This is a genomic window from Cupriavidus mimosae, assembly GCF_023952485.1.
Taxonomy (GTDB): Bacteria; Pseudomonadota; Gammaproteobacteria; order Burkholderiales; family Burkholderiaceae; genus Cupriavidus; species Cupriavidus taiwanensis_C.
In genome coordinates this window covers 277,361-292,041 of the sequence record NZ_JALHRY010000007.1, presented here as the reverse complement: position 1 = coordinate 292,041, position 14,681 = coordinate 277,361, and the positions used below count along the sequence as shown (strand labels likewise).

The 14,681-nt window shown below is 67.4% G+C and carries 12 protein-coding genes; 8 read left to right on the top strand and 4 right to left on the bottom strand.

What is annotated here, in order from left to right:
- Positions 1-65: 65 nt before the first annotated feature.
- From MKD50_RS15715 to MKD50_RS15695, 5 genes are all read left to right on the top strand, one after another.
- Positions 66-1,235, top strand: a complete 1,170-nt coding sequence (locus MKD50_RS15715; RefSeq protein WP_115699851.1) for an acyl-CoA dehydrogenase family protein — start codon at positions 66-68, stop codon at positions 1,233-1,235.
- A gap of 9 nt (positions 1,236-1,244) precedes the next feature.
- Complete coding sequence (locus MKD50_RS15710; RefSeq protein ID WP_252667626.1) at positions 1,245-2,441, top strand: CaiB/BaiF CoA transferase family protein; 1,197 nt, start codon at positions 1,245-1,247, stop codon at positions 2,439-2,441.
- Between the two features lie 71 nt (positions 2,442-2,512).
- On the top strand, positions 2,513-3,895 hold the full coding sequence (locus tag MKD50_RS15705) for an MmgE/PrpD family protein (protein WP_115681575.1): 1,383 nt from the start codon (positions 2,513-2,515) through the stop codon (positions 3,893-3,895).
- Positions 3,896-3,903: 8 nt separating this feature from the next.
- Positions 3,904-4,728 carry an HpcH/HpaI aldolase/citrate lyase family protein gene (locus MKD50_RS15700; RefSeq protein ID WP_252667623.1) on the top strand — a complete coding sequence of 275 codons (825 nt, stop codon included), beginning with the start codon at positions 3,904-3,906 and terminating at the stop codon, positions 4,726-4,728.
- Positions 4,729-4,770: 42 nt separating this feature from the next.
- Positions 4,771-5,637: an HTD2 family dehydratase gene (locus tag MKD50_RS15695; RefSeq protein ID WP_252667621.1), complete on the top strand. Its 867-nt coding sequence runs from the start codon at positions 4,771-4,773 to the stop codon at positions 5,635-5,637.
- Positions 5,638-5,727: 90 nt separating this feature from the next.
- Here the strand turns inward: MKD50_RS15695 and MKD50_RS15690 are convergent, their stop codons facing one another.
- The 4 genes from MKD50_RS15690 to MKD50_RS15675 all read right to left on the bottom strand — a co-directional run bounded on the left by MKD50_RS15690 (position 5,728) and on the right by MKD50_RS15675 (position 10,131).
- Entirely contained in the window at positions 5,728-6,063 is a 336-nt protein-coding gene (locus MKD50_RS15690; RefSeq protein WP_115681578.1) for a helix-turn-helix domain-containing protein, read from the bottom strand.
- 77 nt (positions 6,064-6,140) lie between these two features.
- The gene (locus tag MKD50_RS15685) at positions 6,141-6,491 is read right to left on the bottom strand and encodes a hypothetical protein (RefSeq protein ID WP_115681579.1); all 351 of its coding nucleotides are present in this window, start codon (positions 6,489-6,491) and stop codon (positions 6,141-6,143) included.
- A 1,095-nt stretch (positions 6,492-7,586) separates the two neighbouring features.
- Positions 7,587-8,558, bottom strand: coding sequence for a Bug family tripartite tricarboxylate transporter substrate binding protein (locus MKD50_RS15680; RefSeq protein WP_115699843.1), 972 nt, complete (start codon positions 8,556-8,558; stop codon positions 7,587-7,589).
- A gap of 52 nt (positions 8,559-8,610) precedes the next feature.
- Positions 8,611-10,131 carry a class I adenylate-forming enzyme family protein gene (locus MKD50_RS15675; RefSeq protein ID WP_252667619.1) on the bottom strand — a complete coding sequence of 507 codons (1,521 nt, stop codon included), beginning with the start codon at positions 10,129-10,131 and terminating at the stop codon, positions 8,611-8,613.
- 361 nt (positions 10,132-10,492) lie between these two features.
- On the opposite strand from MKD50_RS15675, the gene MKD50_RS15670 reads away from it, so the two are divergent.
- The 3 genes from MKD50_RS15670 (at position 10,493) to MKD50_RS15660 (ending at position 14,389) form a co-directional block, all read left to right on the top strand.
- The gene (locus MKD50_RS15670) at positions 10,493-11,686 is read left to right on the top strand and encodes an acyl-CoA dehydrogenase family protein (protein WP_115699841.1); all 1,194 of its coding nucleotides are present in this window, start codon (positions 10,493-10,495) and stop codon (positions 11,684-11,686) included.
- 13 nt (positions 11,687-11,699) lie between these two features.
- On the top strand, positions 11,700-12,827 hold the full coding sequence (locus MKD50_RS15665) for an acyl-CoA dehydrogenase family protein (RefSeq protein ID WP_252667617.1): 1,128 nt from the start codon (positions 11,700-11,702) through the stop codon (positions 12,825-12,827).
- Between the two features lie 182 nt (positions 12,828-13,009).
- Positions 13,010-14,389: a DUF1329 domain-containing protein gene (locus tag MKD50_RS15660; protein ID WP_115699839.1), complete on the top strand. Its 1,380-nt coding sequence runs from the start codon at positions 13,010-13,012 to the stop codon at positions 14,387-14,389.
- The last annotated feature ends 292 nt before the right edge of the window (positions 14,390-14,681 follow it).

Genomic DNA, 14,681 nt, shown 5'->3' with positions numbered 1-14,681 from the left:
ATCCGAATTTCAGCGTGCAGGGGGCTCGGGAATAATGGCCTCCAGTTCCCATCGACCCGGCCACCATGCACGCAGACCAGGATCCCGACCAGCTGTACCCCGAAATCCGCGAGGCGGTGCGCAGCCTGTGCGCGGGCTTCGATTCGGCGTACTGGCAACGGGTGGAAGAGCAGGAAGCCTTTCCCGAAAGCTTTGTGCAGGCGCTGACGCAGGCCGGCTGGCTGTCGGCGCTGATTCCGGAAGCCTATGGCGGCTCCGGCCTGTCTCTGACCGCGGCGTCGGTCATCATGGAGGAAATCAACCGCAGCGGCGGCAATTCCGGCGCCTGCCATGGGCAGATGTACGTAATGGGCTGCCTGCTGCGCCATGGTTCCGACGCGCAGAAGCAGCGCTGGCTGCCGGCCATCGCCTCGGGCGAGCTGCGCATGCAGTCGATGGCCGTGACCGAGCCCACCACCGGCACCGACACCACCAAGCTGAAGACCACCGCGGTGCGCCAGGGCGACAAGTACATCGTCAATGGGCAGAAGGTCTGGATCTCGCGCGTGCAGCACTCGGACCTGATGCTGCTGCTGGCGCGCACCACGCCGCTGGACCAGGTCAAACGCAAGTCGGACGGGCTGTCGGTCTTCGTGGTCGACCTGCGCGATGCCATCGGCAAGGGACTGACCGTCAAGCCGATCCGCAACATGGTCAACCACGAGACCAACGAACTGTTCTTCGACAACCTGGAAGTCCCCGCCGACAACCTGATCGGCGAGGAAGGCAAGGGTCTGAAGTACATCCTCGACGGCCTCAACGCCGAGCGCATCCTGATCGCCGCCGAGTGCATCGGCGATGGCTACTGGTTCGTCGAGCGCGCCAGCAACTATGCGCGCGACCGCATCGTGTTCGACCGCCCGATCGGCCAGAACCAGGCCGTGCAGTTCCCGATCGCGCGCGCCTACGTCAACGTCGAGGCGGCCAGCCTGATGCGCTACCAGGCGGCACGGCTGTTCGACGCCGGCAGACCGTGCGGCAAGGAGGCCAATATCGCCAAGCTGCTGGCCGCCGATGCCTCGTGGGAAGCCGCCAACGTCTGCCTGCAGACGCATGGCGGCTTCGGCTTCGCCGCCGAATACGACATCGAGCGCAAGTTCCGCGAAACCCGCCTGTACCAGGTGGCGCCGATCTCCACCAACCTGATCCTGTCCTACGTGGCCGAGCACGTGCTCGAGTTGCCGCGTTCGTTCTGAGAACCCTACATGTCCCACTCCTCCCAAGGCATCCGCCCGCTCGACGGCATCCGCGTGGTCTCGCTCGAGCACGCCGTGGCCGCGCCGTTCGCCACGCGCCAGCTGGCCGACCTGGGCGCGCGCGTGATCAAGGTCGAGCGTCCCGGCGTGGGCGACTTCGCGCGCGGCTATGACCAGTCGGTGCACGGCCAGGCCTCTTACTTCGTCTGGCTCAACCGGGGCAAGGAAAGCCTGGCCCTGGACCTGAAGGACAATGAAGCGCAGGCCATCCTGCATCGCCTGCTGGCCGATGCCGACGTGCTGGTGCAGAACCTCGCCCCGGGCGCCGCCGCCCGCATGGGCCTGGATTTCGAGACTCTGCACGGCAAGTACGAGAAGCTGATCGTCTGCGACATCTCCGGCTACGGCGACTCGGGCCCCTATCGCGACAAGAAGGCCTATGACCTGCTGATCCAGGCCGCCGCCGGCCTGGTGGGCCTGACCGGCGGCCCGAACGAGCCGTCGCGCGCCGGGGTGTCGATCGCCGACATCGCGGCCGGCATGTACGCGTACAGCGGCATTCTCTCGGCGCTGCTGCAGCGCGGCCGCACCGGCCGGGGCCTGCGCGTGCAGGTGACCATGTTCGAGGCGATGGCCGAGTGGATGAACCAGGTGCTGTATTTCGGTCACTACGGCGGCACGCCGCCGGCGCGCTTCGGCGCCTCGCATCCGACCATCGCCCCGTATGGCGTGCATCGCACCAGCAATGGCAGCGTGATTTTCAGCGTGCAGAACGAACGCGAGTTCGCCAACTTCTGCGAGATCGTGCTCGACGACCGCGCGCTGGCGCAGGACGAGCGCTATTCCAGCAATACCGCGCGCGTGCGCAACCGCCCCGAACTGACCGCGCTGATCGAGGCTCGCTTTGCCTCGCTGACGGTGGCGCAGGCCGAGGCGCTGCTGGACCAGGCGCAGATCGCCAATGCGCCGATGAACGACATCGAGGCGGTGTGGAACCATCCGCAGCTGCAGGCGCGCCAGCGCTGGCGCGAAGTCTCCACCCCGAACGGCCCGATCGGCGCACTGCTGCCGCCCGCCAACCTGTCGGGAGTCGAACCGGTCATGGGCGACGTGCCGGCGCTGGGCGCGCACAGCCGCAAGATCCTGGCCGAGCTGGGCTACGGCGAGACCGACATCGACGCCCTGGCTGACAAGCGCACCATCTAAGCCAACACCGGCGCCCGGCCAGCCGGGCGCCCTTCTTTTTCCGCAAGCACTGTTCAATCTCCGGAGCCGGCATGAGCCAAGCCGCAGACACCACTTACCCGACCCGCCAGCTTTGCGAATTCCTGGCCAACCTCAAGCTGGCCGACGTGCCCGCGCCCGTGATCGAGCGCACCAAGGACCTGTTCCTGGACTGGATTGCCTCGGCCATCGCCGGCAAGGACGCCCCGGCCGTGCGCAAGCTGCAGGAATTCGCCGCGGCCATGGGCCCGTCCGACGGCGCCGCCGAAGTGCTGGTCGACCGCCGCCGTACCTCGCCCTACTTCGCCGCGCTGATCAATGGCGCGTCCTCGCACGTGGTCGAGCAGGACGACGTGCACAACGGCTCGGTGCTGCATCCGGCCGCGGTGGTGTTCCCGGCCGTGGTCGCCGCCGCGCAGGCCGAGGGCAAGACCGGTGCCGAGGTGCTGCTGGCGTCGATCGCCGGCTATGAAGCCGGCATCCGCATCGGCGAATTCATGGGCCGCTCGCACTACCGCGTGTTCCACACCACCGGCACCGTCGGCACGCTGGCCGCCGCCGCGGCGGTGGCCAAGCTGTTCGGCCTCGACGCCGAAGGCATCAACCAGGCGCTGGGCTCGGCCGGCACGCAGGCCGCCGGCCTTTGGGAATTCCTGCGCGACGCCGCCGATTCCAAGCAGCTGCACACCGCCAAGGCCGCCGCCGACGGCCTGCAGTCGGCGTGGCTGGCGCGCGCCGGCTTTACCGGCGCGAAGCAGATCCTCGAAGGCGCCCAGGGCATGGCCGCCGGCATGTCGAGCGATGCCAACCCCGCCTGCCTGACCGATGGCCTGGGCACGCGCTGGGCCACCGCGGAGACCTCGTTCAAGTTCTTCGCCTCGTGCCGCCACACCCACCCGGCTGCCGATGCGCTGAAGGCGCTGATGCAGCGCGAAGGCGTTGCCGCCGACCAGATTGCCAGCGTCACCACGCATGTGCACCAGGGTGCCATCGACGTGCTCGGCCCGGTGGTCAATCCCGCCACCATCCACCAGGCCAAGTTCTCGATGGGCACGGTGTTGGGCCTGGTGGCCGTGCATGGCCACGCCGGCCTGGGCGAGTTCGAGCAGCATGCGCTGCAGGACCCCGCGGTGGCCGCGTTCCGCGGCAAGGTCGACATGGAGCTGGATGCCGAGATCAACGCCGCCTACCCGCGCCAGTGGATCGGCCGCGTGACGGCAAAGACCACCGACGGCCGCACGCTGGCCGCGCGCGTCGACGTGCCCAAGGGCGATCCCGACAACACCCTCTCGCGCCCGGAACTGGAAGCCAAGGCGCTGCAGCTGGGCGCGTTCCGCCAGGGCGCCAGCGAGGCCGAGATGCGCGCCATCATCCAGCGCGTGTGGGCGCTGGAGCAGGCCCCGAACGTCAACGACTGGCTGCCCGCCGCGCGCTGAGGATCGCCATGTCCACCGCCGTTACCTACCTGTTCGTGCCAGGCGACCGGCCCGAGCGCTTCGACAAGGCCGCCGCCGCCGGCCCCGATGTGATGATCCTCGACCTCGAGGACGCGGTCCATCCGGACGCCAAGCCCGCCGCGCGCGAAGCCATCGCCGCATGGCTCGCCGGCCGGCCCGGCGCCAACGCCTTCGCGCGCATCAACGACAGCGCCTCGCCCGCCTTTGCCGCCGACCTGGCCTGGCTGCGCACTCTGCCCCAGGGCACCGCGCTGGCCGGGCTGCTGGTACCCAAGGCCGAGGATGCCGCCGCGCTCGACACCATCGCCCAGGCCCTGCAAGCGATCAGCCCGCAGGGCGAACTGGTCGCCATCATCGAGACCGCGCTGGGCCTGCACCAGGTCGATGCCGTGGCAGCGGCCAGCGGCGTGGCGCGCCTGGCCTTCGGCTCGCTCGACTATGCGGTCGACCTGGGCTGCAGCCACACCCGCGACGCCCTCGCCTTCGCGCGCGCGCGCCTCGTGCTGGCCTCGCGCGTGGCCGGGCTGCCGCCGCCGGTCGACGGCGTCACCACCGCGCTCAAGGACGAAGCCGTGCTCGCCAGCGATGTCGCCTACGCACGCGAACTCGGCTTTGCCGGCAAGCTGTGCATCCACCCGGCGCAACTGGGTGCGGTCCGCGCCGGCTTCCTGCCCAGCCCAGAGCAGCTCGACTGGGCCCGGCGCGTGCTCGACGCCACCGCCAGCGGCAGCCACGCGGTGCAGGTCGATGGCAAGATGGTCGACCGGCCCGTGATCGAGCAGGCCCGCCGGCTGCTCGCGTTGGCGCCATAGCGCACACTCCGACTCCCCTCATGCATCTGAAGGCCACCTGCCATGACTGACGCCACTTCTGAACTCGAACGCCTGCGCGGCTGGATCGGCCGCAGCGAAACGCGCACCGAAACGCTGTCGCCGGAACCGGTCGCCGGCCTGGCCGCCACCTTCGACCTCGACCCCGAAGCCATCGCCGCCGGCCCGCTGCCGCCGCTGTGGCACTGGCTCTACTTCCTGCCGCGCGCGCCACAGCGCGAACTCGGCCGCGACGGCCACCCCACCCTGGGCGGCTTCATGCCCCCCGTGCCGCTGCCGCGCCGCATGTGGGCCGGCAGCGAAGTCAGCTTCAACCATCCGCTGCATATCGGCGACACCGTCACGCGCACCTCCACCATCCGCGACGTCCAGTACAAGACCGGCCGCACCGGCGAGCTCTGGTTCGTCGCCGTCGACCACGAACTGACCGTCAACGGCAACACCGCCGTCAACGAGCGCCACGACATCGTCTACCGCGCCATGCCCGACCCCACCAAGCCGCAACCGCCACGCCCGCGGCTGGAGCAGACCGCGCAATGGCAGCGCACGCTGCAGGCCGACCCGGTGATGCTGTTCCGCTATTCCGCGCTGACCTTCAACGGCCACCGCATCCACTACGACCGCCAGTACACGCGCGAGGTCGAAGGCTATCCCGGCCTGGTGGTGCACGGCCCGATGCAGGCCATGCTGATGCTGGACCTGGTGGCGCGCGAGCAGCCCAAGGCACGCGTGCGCCGCTTCGGGTTCCGAGGGCTGGCGCCGTTGTTCGACCAGGACACCATCACGGTCGGTGGCGCGGCCGATCCGGCGCAGCCGGGGCGGCTGGAGCTGTGGACGGGGGATGATGCTGGCGGGCAGGCGATGCAGGGGTGGGCGGAGGTGGAGGGGTAAAAAATAGGCGCGGCCGGGGATGCTGCAGTCGGACTTATCCGTCCGCTTGCCAGCGTTGCGCCGTCTCGCCGATGCGCGCCCCGGCTTGTGTTATCGGCCGATTGCCAGGCGAACGGGCTTGCCAATTCGGCTCAACATCTCGACCAGTGTGTCGATGGTGAACTTGGACGTCTTTCGGTTCACGACGTCGGACACGCGCGGACGAGACACCATCAGGATTTCTGCAGCGTCCGCCTGCTTCAGGTGATGCTGCTCGATCCATGCAGCCAGCTCGTCCATGAGTTGTTCCTTCAACTGCAAAGTGTCGTTGATCTGCTTTTTCGACGCGGCCTGCAGCCGCTTGGCTTCCGCCGGCGGAAAACCCAGTTCCAGGAACAGGTTGGCGCCCGGCTTGGTGACGTGGCGAATCTGGGTGTCGATCTTCATGGTTTGCCATTCCTCGCGTTGACGAATCCGCGGCGCGCTTCGTGCCGGTCGGCACGAAGCCTCGTGGGCCGCGATTGTTAACCGACCATCGCCTCCTCAATTCCCTCCGCGACGTCTTCTACCTTGTCGGCCAGCAATCCAAGGGACGCTTGACACAGCCCTCGCAAGGCATCCAACGTAGCCGCCTGCAAGGCTACGCTCCCCTCTTCCTGTGCATCGCATTCGCTGTGAGTCACCAACGTCAGCACGCATGCGGTGCCTCGCGCAACCGCATCGGCCTGGTCCAGCAGATTCAATAACAAGAGTTGCCGAGGAACAGGCAGCGCGTCCTTACGCGCTGCACGGCGGGTTTCGGGACTGAACCGGGAGAGGGAATCATCAAGTCGAGGCGGGATAAAGGCGTCGGATTCGATGTTGGGCTGATGCATTGCTGACCTCCATATCGTGGATGTGGCGGCCCGCCGCTCATTCTCACCTGAGGTGGCGGGCCAGACGACGGGGGTGAGAAAACCGGACGATATGGAAACCGGCCCAGCCGAAGCTGGCCCCGCCCGGCCCGCCGTAAAGTGAAGGCGCACACAAGCGCAACGGACTCGAAAATTGCCGCTTGCGCGACCGTCCGCTGTATCGTGAACCGGGTTCTCACACCCGACTCCTGTTGATCAGGAGCCAAGCCAGTCTAGAGAACCTTGCCGTTCACAATCAAGGCGCAGATTGTGAAGGATAGATACGTCGCGTCAATCGTAGAAGTTGGCAAACTTCACGTAGCACTCAGAGAAATCCGTGTTCCAAGCCTGCCAGACAAGGCCAAGTGCATACCTCGAGCGCCGTGGGTCGATTGTCCAAAACCTGTTGGACAATCGCGGAGTCGGGCCACATCTTCGGAGGCGCTAAGCGCGGGTCCTGGCTGGTGGGCTTGGCGCCGCGTCGCGTCAATCGCTTAAGAAATTTCTGGCGCAGGACGGGGCTGTGCGAACCGGATGGCTTTACTTCGTTGTAGCGCCGGCCCTCACCCCCGCCCCTCTCCCGCAAGCGGGAGAGGGGAGCAAACAAGCGGGAGGAAACACGCTGTTGGGATCGCACGCGACAGCGCGGTGCGAGCGCAGCGACGCACTCCGTGCCCGAGCCGTAGACCGGAGATAGGGAGCGCGCGCAGCGCAGCCGAAGGCGTCCCACCGATAGCGCCAGCAGCAGGCTGCCTACACCCTGTTGGGATCGTTCAAAAGTGGGTAATCGCAGGCACCGCCCCTGACTCACATAGCGTTAGCAGGCTCGAACGGCCACCCACGCCAAACGGAAATCACCACCGCCCGACCCACCAACGCCGTCAAATTGATTGCCAGCCGCACAGGCGACGCGTTTCTTGCCTACTTCTTGGCGCTCGGCCAAGAAGTAGGTCGCCGGCTACGCCGGCGAAACAGCCACGCCAGTCAAGAGCGTTCATCCCAAAATACACCCGCGCCCCCCAAACAACGACAAGGCCGGCTTCCCGCCGACCCATCGCGCCAATCCAAGAATCCCTTTCAATCCGCCTGGATATTCGCCTTCTTCACCACCCCACCCCACAACGCCAGTTCCCGCTGAATCCGGTCCCCCAGCGCCTTGGGCGTGCTGATGTTGACGTCATAACCACCGGCGGTCATCCGCTGCCGGAAGGCGGCATCCTCGCCCACCGCCTTCTGCGCCTTGACCAGCTTGTCCACCACATCGGCCGGCAGCTTCTGCGGCCCAACCAGCGCGTACCAGCCGGTCAGGTCATAGTCCTTCTGGCCCGACTCGATCATGGTCGGCACGTTGGGCAGCGCCGGGTTGCGGGTCTTGGACGTGACCGCCAGCGCGCGCACCTTGCCGCCGTTGATATGACCGATGGCGGTGCCGGTGATGTCGAACATGAACGTCACCTTGCCGCTCATCACGTCGGCCATCGCCGGCGCGTTGCCCTTGTACGGCACGTGCAGCATCTTCACGTTGTTCATCTGTGCCAGCAGTTCCGCCGACAGGTGGTTGGAAGCCCCCACGCCGGCGGAGCCGAACGAGACGCCCTCAGGGTTCTTGCGGGCGTAGGCGACCAGCTCGCCGACGTTTTTGGCGGGGAAGTCCTTGTTCACCAGCAGCACGTTGGTGTAGTCGGTGATCAGGCCGATGTAGGTGAAGTCCTTGACCGGACTGAAGTTGACCGAGTGCTGGATCAGCGGCGTCATGGTCATGGTGGGGCTGGCGACGAAATACAGCGTGTAGCCGTCCGGCGCCGCCTTGGCGGTCATGTCGGCGGCGATCGCGCCGCTGGCGCCGGCGCGGTTGTCGACCACCACCGGCTGCTTGAGCACGCGGCCGAGCTGCTCGGCGTAGATGCGCGCGGCGGTGTCGACCGGGCCGCCGGGCGCGTAGCCCACCAGCAGCTTGACCGGGCGCGACGGGTAGGCGTCCGCGGCCCATGCCGCGCCCTGCAGCAGCAGCGTGGCGGTCAGCGCCGCCAGCGTCTTCCATGTTTTCATTTGTAATCTCCTCCAGGATGGCTTATTGCCCGGGGCCGCGTGCCCCGGGGGCTTAGTCGAGCATGGCGCGCAGCGGCTGCTTGAGCAGCTTGCCGCTCGCCGTGGTCGGAATCACGTCGACGGTGCGGACTTCGGCGGGCCGCTTGTACGGCGCGAGGCTATCGCGCAGGTAGGTGTCCAGCGCCTTGCGGTCGAGCTCGGCGCCTTCCTGCAGTTCGATGAAGGCCACCACCTCTTCGTTGCCGTCGGCCGTGCTACGCCCGACCACCGCGGACTGGCGCACGCCGGCAAAGGCGTTGATCACCGACTCCACTTCGATCGGGTACACGTTGAAGCCGGAACGGATGATCAGGTCCTTGGAGCGGCCGGAAATGAACAGCGCGCCGTCGGTGTCGAGATAGCCAAGGTCGCCGGTATTGAGCCAGCCGCCCGGCAGCAGCGCCTCGGCGGTCTGTTCGGGATTGCGGTAGTAGCCGACCATCACGCCCGGGCCGCGCACGCGGATCTGGCCGCGTTCGCCGGCGGGCAGCGGCTTGCCTTCGGCGTCGGTGATGGCGATCTCCACGCCTTCGACGATATAGCCGGCCGAGCAATCGGCGCGTGGCGCGTCCATGCGCGTGATGAAGAGCGAGCCGGCGTATTCGGTGATGCCGTAGCCGTGGTGCAGCGGCTGGCCGAACAGCGTCTCGACGTCGCGCTTGAGGGTGGGATCGAGCGGCGCGCCGCCGGTGTAGAGGTAGCGCAGGCGCGGATAGGCGCCCGGCTTCGCGCCCAGCGCGGGCGCCACCGCCATGATGCGCGTGAACATGGTCGGCACGCCCTGCAGGATGGTGACGCCGGGCGCAGCCAGGGCCTCGAACACTTCATTGGCGTCGAAGCGCGGGCGCAGGAACAGGCTGGCGCCGGCATACAGCGTGGCCATCAGCACCGTGGCGATGCCGAAGATATGCGACATCGGCAGCGCGCCGTAGGCCACGTCGGCCGGGCCCATGTCGCGCGAGGTGGCGGAGATGCGCGCAAACTGCGTCAGCCCCGCGTGCGGCACCATCACGCCCTTGGGCGCGCCGGTGGTGCCGGAGGTATAGATCAGCGTGGCGACGCGGCGCGCCAGCTCGGCAGGCTCGCGCTGCGGCGCGGTGGCGGCACGGACTACGCGCATGCCATCGGCATAGACTGCGCAGCCGGTGGCCTGCGCACCCAGCCGCTCGCCGTGCGCCGCGGCCACGTCGGAAACATGGCCGGTGAACAGAACCAGCGCCGGTTGCGCGTGGTCGCGGATATTGTCGATCTCGCGCGCGGACAGGCGCGCGTTGACGTTGATCGGCCACGCGTGCAGCAGGCTGCAGGCGAACAGCGTGACCACCATCTCGTTGCAGTTCTCGCCCACGACCATCACGCGGTCGCCCTCGCCTGCGCCCTGCCCCGCCAGCCAGTCACGCGCGGCTTCGATGCGCCGCCACAGCTCGCCATAGCTGACGACGGTACCGTTCTCGTACAGGCATGGGGCCTGCGGGGTCTGCGCGGCCCAGTGGGCGGGGATCTCGTGGATGAATTGGGGGCGGAAGGAAGACATGGTGCTGGGGGATCTCTCGAATGCGGGCGGAGTCGGATATGCGGCGGAATGCACCCGGCCACATCAAAACCGGCTGCATCAGTTTGCGGCAAGCCCCGCGCCGCAGCCATTTGGAATTCACTAAGGTCGTGTTCGTCCCCGCGAGGGCCCTGGCGCTGGCGCCCGTGCTCAGGCGCGACCGGGTGCGGCTGGTTCCACCTGCGCGAAGGACGCCTTCCGGATTGATAAAGCAACGAATCCCGGCCCGCCAATACAATCGGCCGGCACAGCAAGGGCTTGCGCCATGGCGCGCTGCACAGCCGGCAACACCGCCGGTTTGCACGCCGCACCGCGGAGCCCGCGTACCACAGGGGACATTCAGATGGATTTGCGTTTCACCGCCGAGGAACAGGCCTTCCGCGAGGAAGTCCGCGCTTTCGTGCAGGAAAAATTGCCGGAAGACATCCGCAACAAGGTGCTCAACCACCAGCGCGTGGAGAAGGACGACTACGTCCGCTGGCACCGCATCCTGCAGGCGCAGGGCTGGGGCGCCCCGACGTGGCCGAAGCAATGGGGCGGCACCGGCTGGACCGCGCTGCAGCGCCTGATCTTCGAGATCGAGACCTTCCGCGCCGGCGCACCGCGCCTGCTGCCGTTCGGCCTGACCATGATCGGTCCGGTGCTGATGAAGTACGCCAGCCCGGAGATGCAGCAGCGCTTCCTGCCGCGCATCCCGGGCGTGGAAGACTTCTGGTGCCAGGGCTACTCCGAGCCGGGTTCGGGTTCCGACCTGGCCTCGCTGAAGACCCGCGCGGTGCGCAAGGGCGACAAGTACATCGTCAACGGCCAGAAGACCTGGACCACGATGGCGCACTTCGCCGACTGGATCTTCTGCCTGGTACGCACCGATCCCGAAGCCAAGGCGCAGGAAGGCATCTCGATGCTGCTGATCGACATGAAGTCGCCCGGCGTGACGGTGCGCCCGATCACCACGCTCGACGGAGGCCACGATGTCAACGAGACCTGGTTCGAGGACGTGGAAGTGCCGGTCGAGAACCTGGTCGGCGAAGAGAACCGCGCCTGGACCTACGCCAAGTACCTGCTCGGCCATGAGCGCACCGGCATCGCCGGCATCGGCCATTGCCACCGCGAGCTGCGCCAGCTCAAGCACTACGCCGCGCAAGCCACCGACGGCGCCGGCCGCCCGCTGATCGAGGACGTGCGCATGCGCGACAAGATCGCGCGCGTCGAGATGGACATCATGGCGCTGGAGATGCTGCTGCTGCGCGTCGCCACGCAGGCCGCCGGCACGCCGGGGCCGGAAGCGTCGATCGTCAAGATCCGCGGTTCGGAAGTGCAGCAGGACCTGGGCATGCTGATGATGGAAGTGGCCGGCCCCAATGCCTGGCCGTACTCGCCGGACTGGCTCGAGCCCGGCGCGACGCAGCCGGTGTCCGGTCCCGAGTGGGCCGCCCCCGCCGCTTCCACCTACTACGACATGCGCAAGACCTCGATCTACGGCGGCGCGACCGAAGTGCAGAAGAACATCATCTCCAAGATGATCCTGGGTTTCTGAAGGGATAGCTGACATGGACTTCACCTACAGCGAAGAGCAACAGATGCTGGCGGACAGCCTGCGCCGCTTCATCGATACCGAATACACCTTCGAGGCCCGCCGCAAAAGCGCGCGCCAGGGCGAAAGCCTGGACCGCGGCGTGTGGAACAAGCTGGCCGAAATGGGCGTGCTGGGCCTGACCGTGCCGGCCGACTTCGGCGGCTTCGGCGAAGGCCCGGCCAGCCAACTGGTGGTGCAGCGCGAGCTGGGCCGCGGCCTGGTGCTGGAGCCGGTCACGCCCAGCGGCGTGATGGCCGCCGCCATCCTGTCCGCCTACGGCAGCGACGCGCAGAAGCAAGAGTGGCTGCCCGCGATCGCGTCGGGCGAGCGCATCGTCACGCTGGCCTACCTGGAGCCGACCACGCGCTACCGCCCGGAATCGGCCCGCGCCAGCGCCGAGCGCAGCGGCGACGGCTACGTGATCAGCGGCAGCAAGAGCGTGGTCTGGCACGGCGCCGCCGCCGATGCCTACCTGCTGAGCGCGCGCGTCTCGGGCAGCAACGAGATCGCGCTGTTCCTGGTACCGCGCGACAGCAAGGGCCTGACGGTGACCGCCTACCCGACCATCGACGGCCTGCGCGCCGCCGACCTGTCGCTGCAGAACGTCACCGTGCCGGCCAGCGCCCTGGTGGGCCAGGCCGCCGACGGCCTGGCGGCGCTCGGCGTGGGCCTGGAGCACGGCATCGCGGCGCTGTGCGCCGAGGGCGCGGGCGCGATGGAAAAGCTGATCCAGATCACCGGCGAATACCTGGGCACGCGCCAGCAGTTCGGCAAGCCGCTGGCCAGCTTCCAGGCGCTGCAGCACCGCATGGCCGACATGCTGGTGCAGAAGGAACTGGCGCTGTCGATGGCCTACGTCGCCGCGCAGGCGCTGGACGAGAACGATCCCGCCGCGCGCCGCCGCATGCTGTCGGCGGCCAAGGTGACGGTGGCCCGCGCCGGCCGCTTCGTCGGCCAGCAGGCGGTGCAGCTGCACGGCGGCATGGGCATGACCGACGAGCTGTCGGTGGGCGACTACTTCAAGCGCCTGACCATGCTGGACCAGCTGCTGGGCGACAGCGATTACCACCTGCAGCGTTTTGGGGAAGTGATGGAGGCTTGATTCAGGCCCTTGCGACCTGTCAGGACTACGGAGGCCGGGCACTTGCCCGGCCTTTTTGTTGCCTGGCCTCAACCTAGGGGAAATCCACTAGTCCGTTCCAACGATTCCCGGCCGCGACGCCGTCACTACCCTGTGTCCACAGGCACGGACGTCGCCGGCCATTCCCAAGGAGCGAGACTGCAATGACATCCACTACACATCGACTGCTGCGCGGCGGCCTGCTGGTGACCAGCATGGCACTGGCCGCGGCATCGTGGGCGAAGGTCACCCCCGAAGACCTCAAGCAGCTTGACGGCAACCTCACGCCGATGGGCGCCGAGCGCGCCGCCAGCAAGGACGGCGATGTGCCGGCCTGGAGCGGCAAATGGCTGGGCACGCCGCCTCAGGTCAAATACCAACGTGGCGAGCGCTATCCGGACCCGTACGGCGACGAGAAGCCGCTGTTCGTCATCACCGCGCAGAACATGGCGCAGTATGCCGAGCGGCTGACCGAAGGCCAGAAGGCGATGTTCAAGAAGTACCCCGACACCTTCAAGATGCCGGTTTATCCCAGCCATCGCGATTTCCGCTACGAAGACGCGGCCTACAAGGACATCCGCACCTACGCCACCACCGTCAGCATGACCCCCGACGCCAACGGCCTGAAGGATGCTGGACCGCAGGTGCCCTACCCGATCCCGAAGACGGCGATGGAGCTGCTGTGGAACCAGCGCTTCTCGTCGGCCATCGGCGCCGAGAAGGCGCAGTATGACCAGGCCGTGGTCTATCCGAACGGCTCGATCGCCTGGGGCCGGGTCTCGTACAACATCTTCTCGCCGCGCAATCACGGCAAGTTCGACCCTGAAAACAAGCTCAACGACCGCTCCTTCTTCCGCACCGCCACCGACCTGCCGCTGCGCGACCGCGGCCAGGTGATCGTCGGCTATGCGGTGTGGGACCAGGAGGGCTCGGACACCAACCGCACCTGGATCTACAACCCGGGAACGCGCCGTGTGCGCCAGGCGCCGGAATTCGGCTTCGACCAGCCGCAGGGTCCCGGCGGCTTCCGCACCGTGGATGACGACCGCCTCTTCAACGGCTCCGGCGAGCGCTACAACTGGAAGATCGTCGGCAAGAAGGAAATCTATGTTCCGTACCACAACTACAAGCTGCTGAGCGCCTCCGTCAAGTACAAGGACCTGCTCACCAACGGCCACGCCAACCCGGACGTGATGCGCTACGAGCTGCACCGCGTATGGATCCTGGAGGCCACGCTCAAGTCGGGCTTCCGCCATCAGTATGCGAAGCGCGTGCTGTTCCTGGACGAAGACAGCTGGCAGGCCCTGGCCGCCGACAACTACGACGGCCGCGGCCAGCTGTGGCGCACCAACCTGCAGGCTTCGGTCTATGCCTATGATGCGCGCCGCTACTACCCGACCACCACGTTCTACCATGACCTGATCTCGGGCGCGTACCTGGCCGACCGCCTGACCAACGAAGGCCCGATGCCGAAGCTGAACAACAGCCCGGAGTTCAGCGAGGCCTTCTTCTCGCCGGACGCGGCGCGCGGATCGGGGACCTGATTGCGGCATTAGTGCCGGCCGGGCGCACGGATTGCGCCTGGCAACGCTGCAAAGGGCCTGCGGGCCCTTTATTGCTTTTCGGCGCAGCGACGGGGGCTAGATGGAGGGCTCGTGCGGGTAGCTGGAGAAGGCGGTGTTGGTGGTTCGGGCGGTGGTGACTGACGGTGAGGCAGTGGGTGGTTCGACCCTGCTGACGCTAGCTGGATGTGCCTGGCGTCCAAGGTCGGATGGACGAACCCGACCAAGAAAATCGCCGGCCGCATTGTTCCACGCCGGCCGGCGAAGTGCTACT

Bases quoted from the DNA above. Each gene is read 5' to 3' on its own strand.
- MKD50_RS15660 (WP_115699839.1), top strand. From the start codon at position 13,010: ATGACATCCACTACACATCGACTGCTGCGCGGCGGCCTGCTGGTGACC.
- MKD50_RS15685 (WP_115681579.1), bottom strand. From the start codon at position 6,491: ATGCATCAGCCCAACATCGAATCCGACGCCTTTATCCCGCCTCGACTT.
- MKD50_RS15690 (WP_115681578.1), bottom strand. From the start codon at position 6,063: ATGAAGATCGACACCCAGATTCGCCACGTCACCAAGCCGGGCGCCAAC.
- MKD50_RS15675 (WP_252667619.1), bottom strand. From the start codon at position 10,131: ATGTCTTCCTTCCGCCCCCAATTCATCCACGAGATCCCCGCCCACTGG.
- MKD50_RS15705 (WP_115681575.1), top strand. From the start codon at position 2,513: ATGAGCCAAGCCGCAGACACCACTTACCCGACCCGCCAGCTTTGCGAA.
- MKD50_RS15710 (WP_252667626.1), top strand. From the start codon at position 1,245: ATGTCCCACTCCTCCCAAGGCATCCGCCCGCTCGACGGCATCCGCGTG.
- MKD50_RS15715 (WP_115699851.1), top strand. From the start codon at position 66: ATGCACGCAGACCAGGATCCCGACCAGCTGTACCCCGAAATCCGCGAG.
- MKD50_RS15665 (WP_252667617.1), top strand. From the start codon at position 11,700: ATGGACTTCACCTACAGCGAAGAGCAACAGATGCTGGCGGACAGCCTG.
- MKD50_RS15680 (WP_115699843.1), bottom strand. From the start codon at position 8,558: ATGAAAACATGGAAGACGCTGGCGGCGCTGACCGCCACGCTGCTGCTG.
- MKD50_RS15695 (WP_252667621.1), top strand. From the start codon at position 4,771: ATGACTGACGCCACTTCTGAACTCGAACGCCTGCGCGGCTGGATCGGC.
- MKD50_RS15670 (WP_115699841.1), top strand. From the start codon at position 10,493: ATGGATTTGCGTTTCACCGCCGAGGAACAGGCCTTCCGCGAGGAAGTC.
- MKD50_RS15700 (WP_252667623.1), top strand. From the start codon at position 3,904: ATGTCCACCGCCGTTACCTACCTGTTCGTGCCAGGCGACCGGCCCGAG.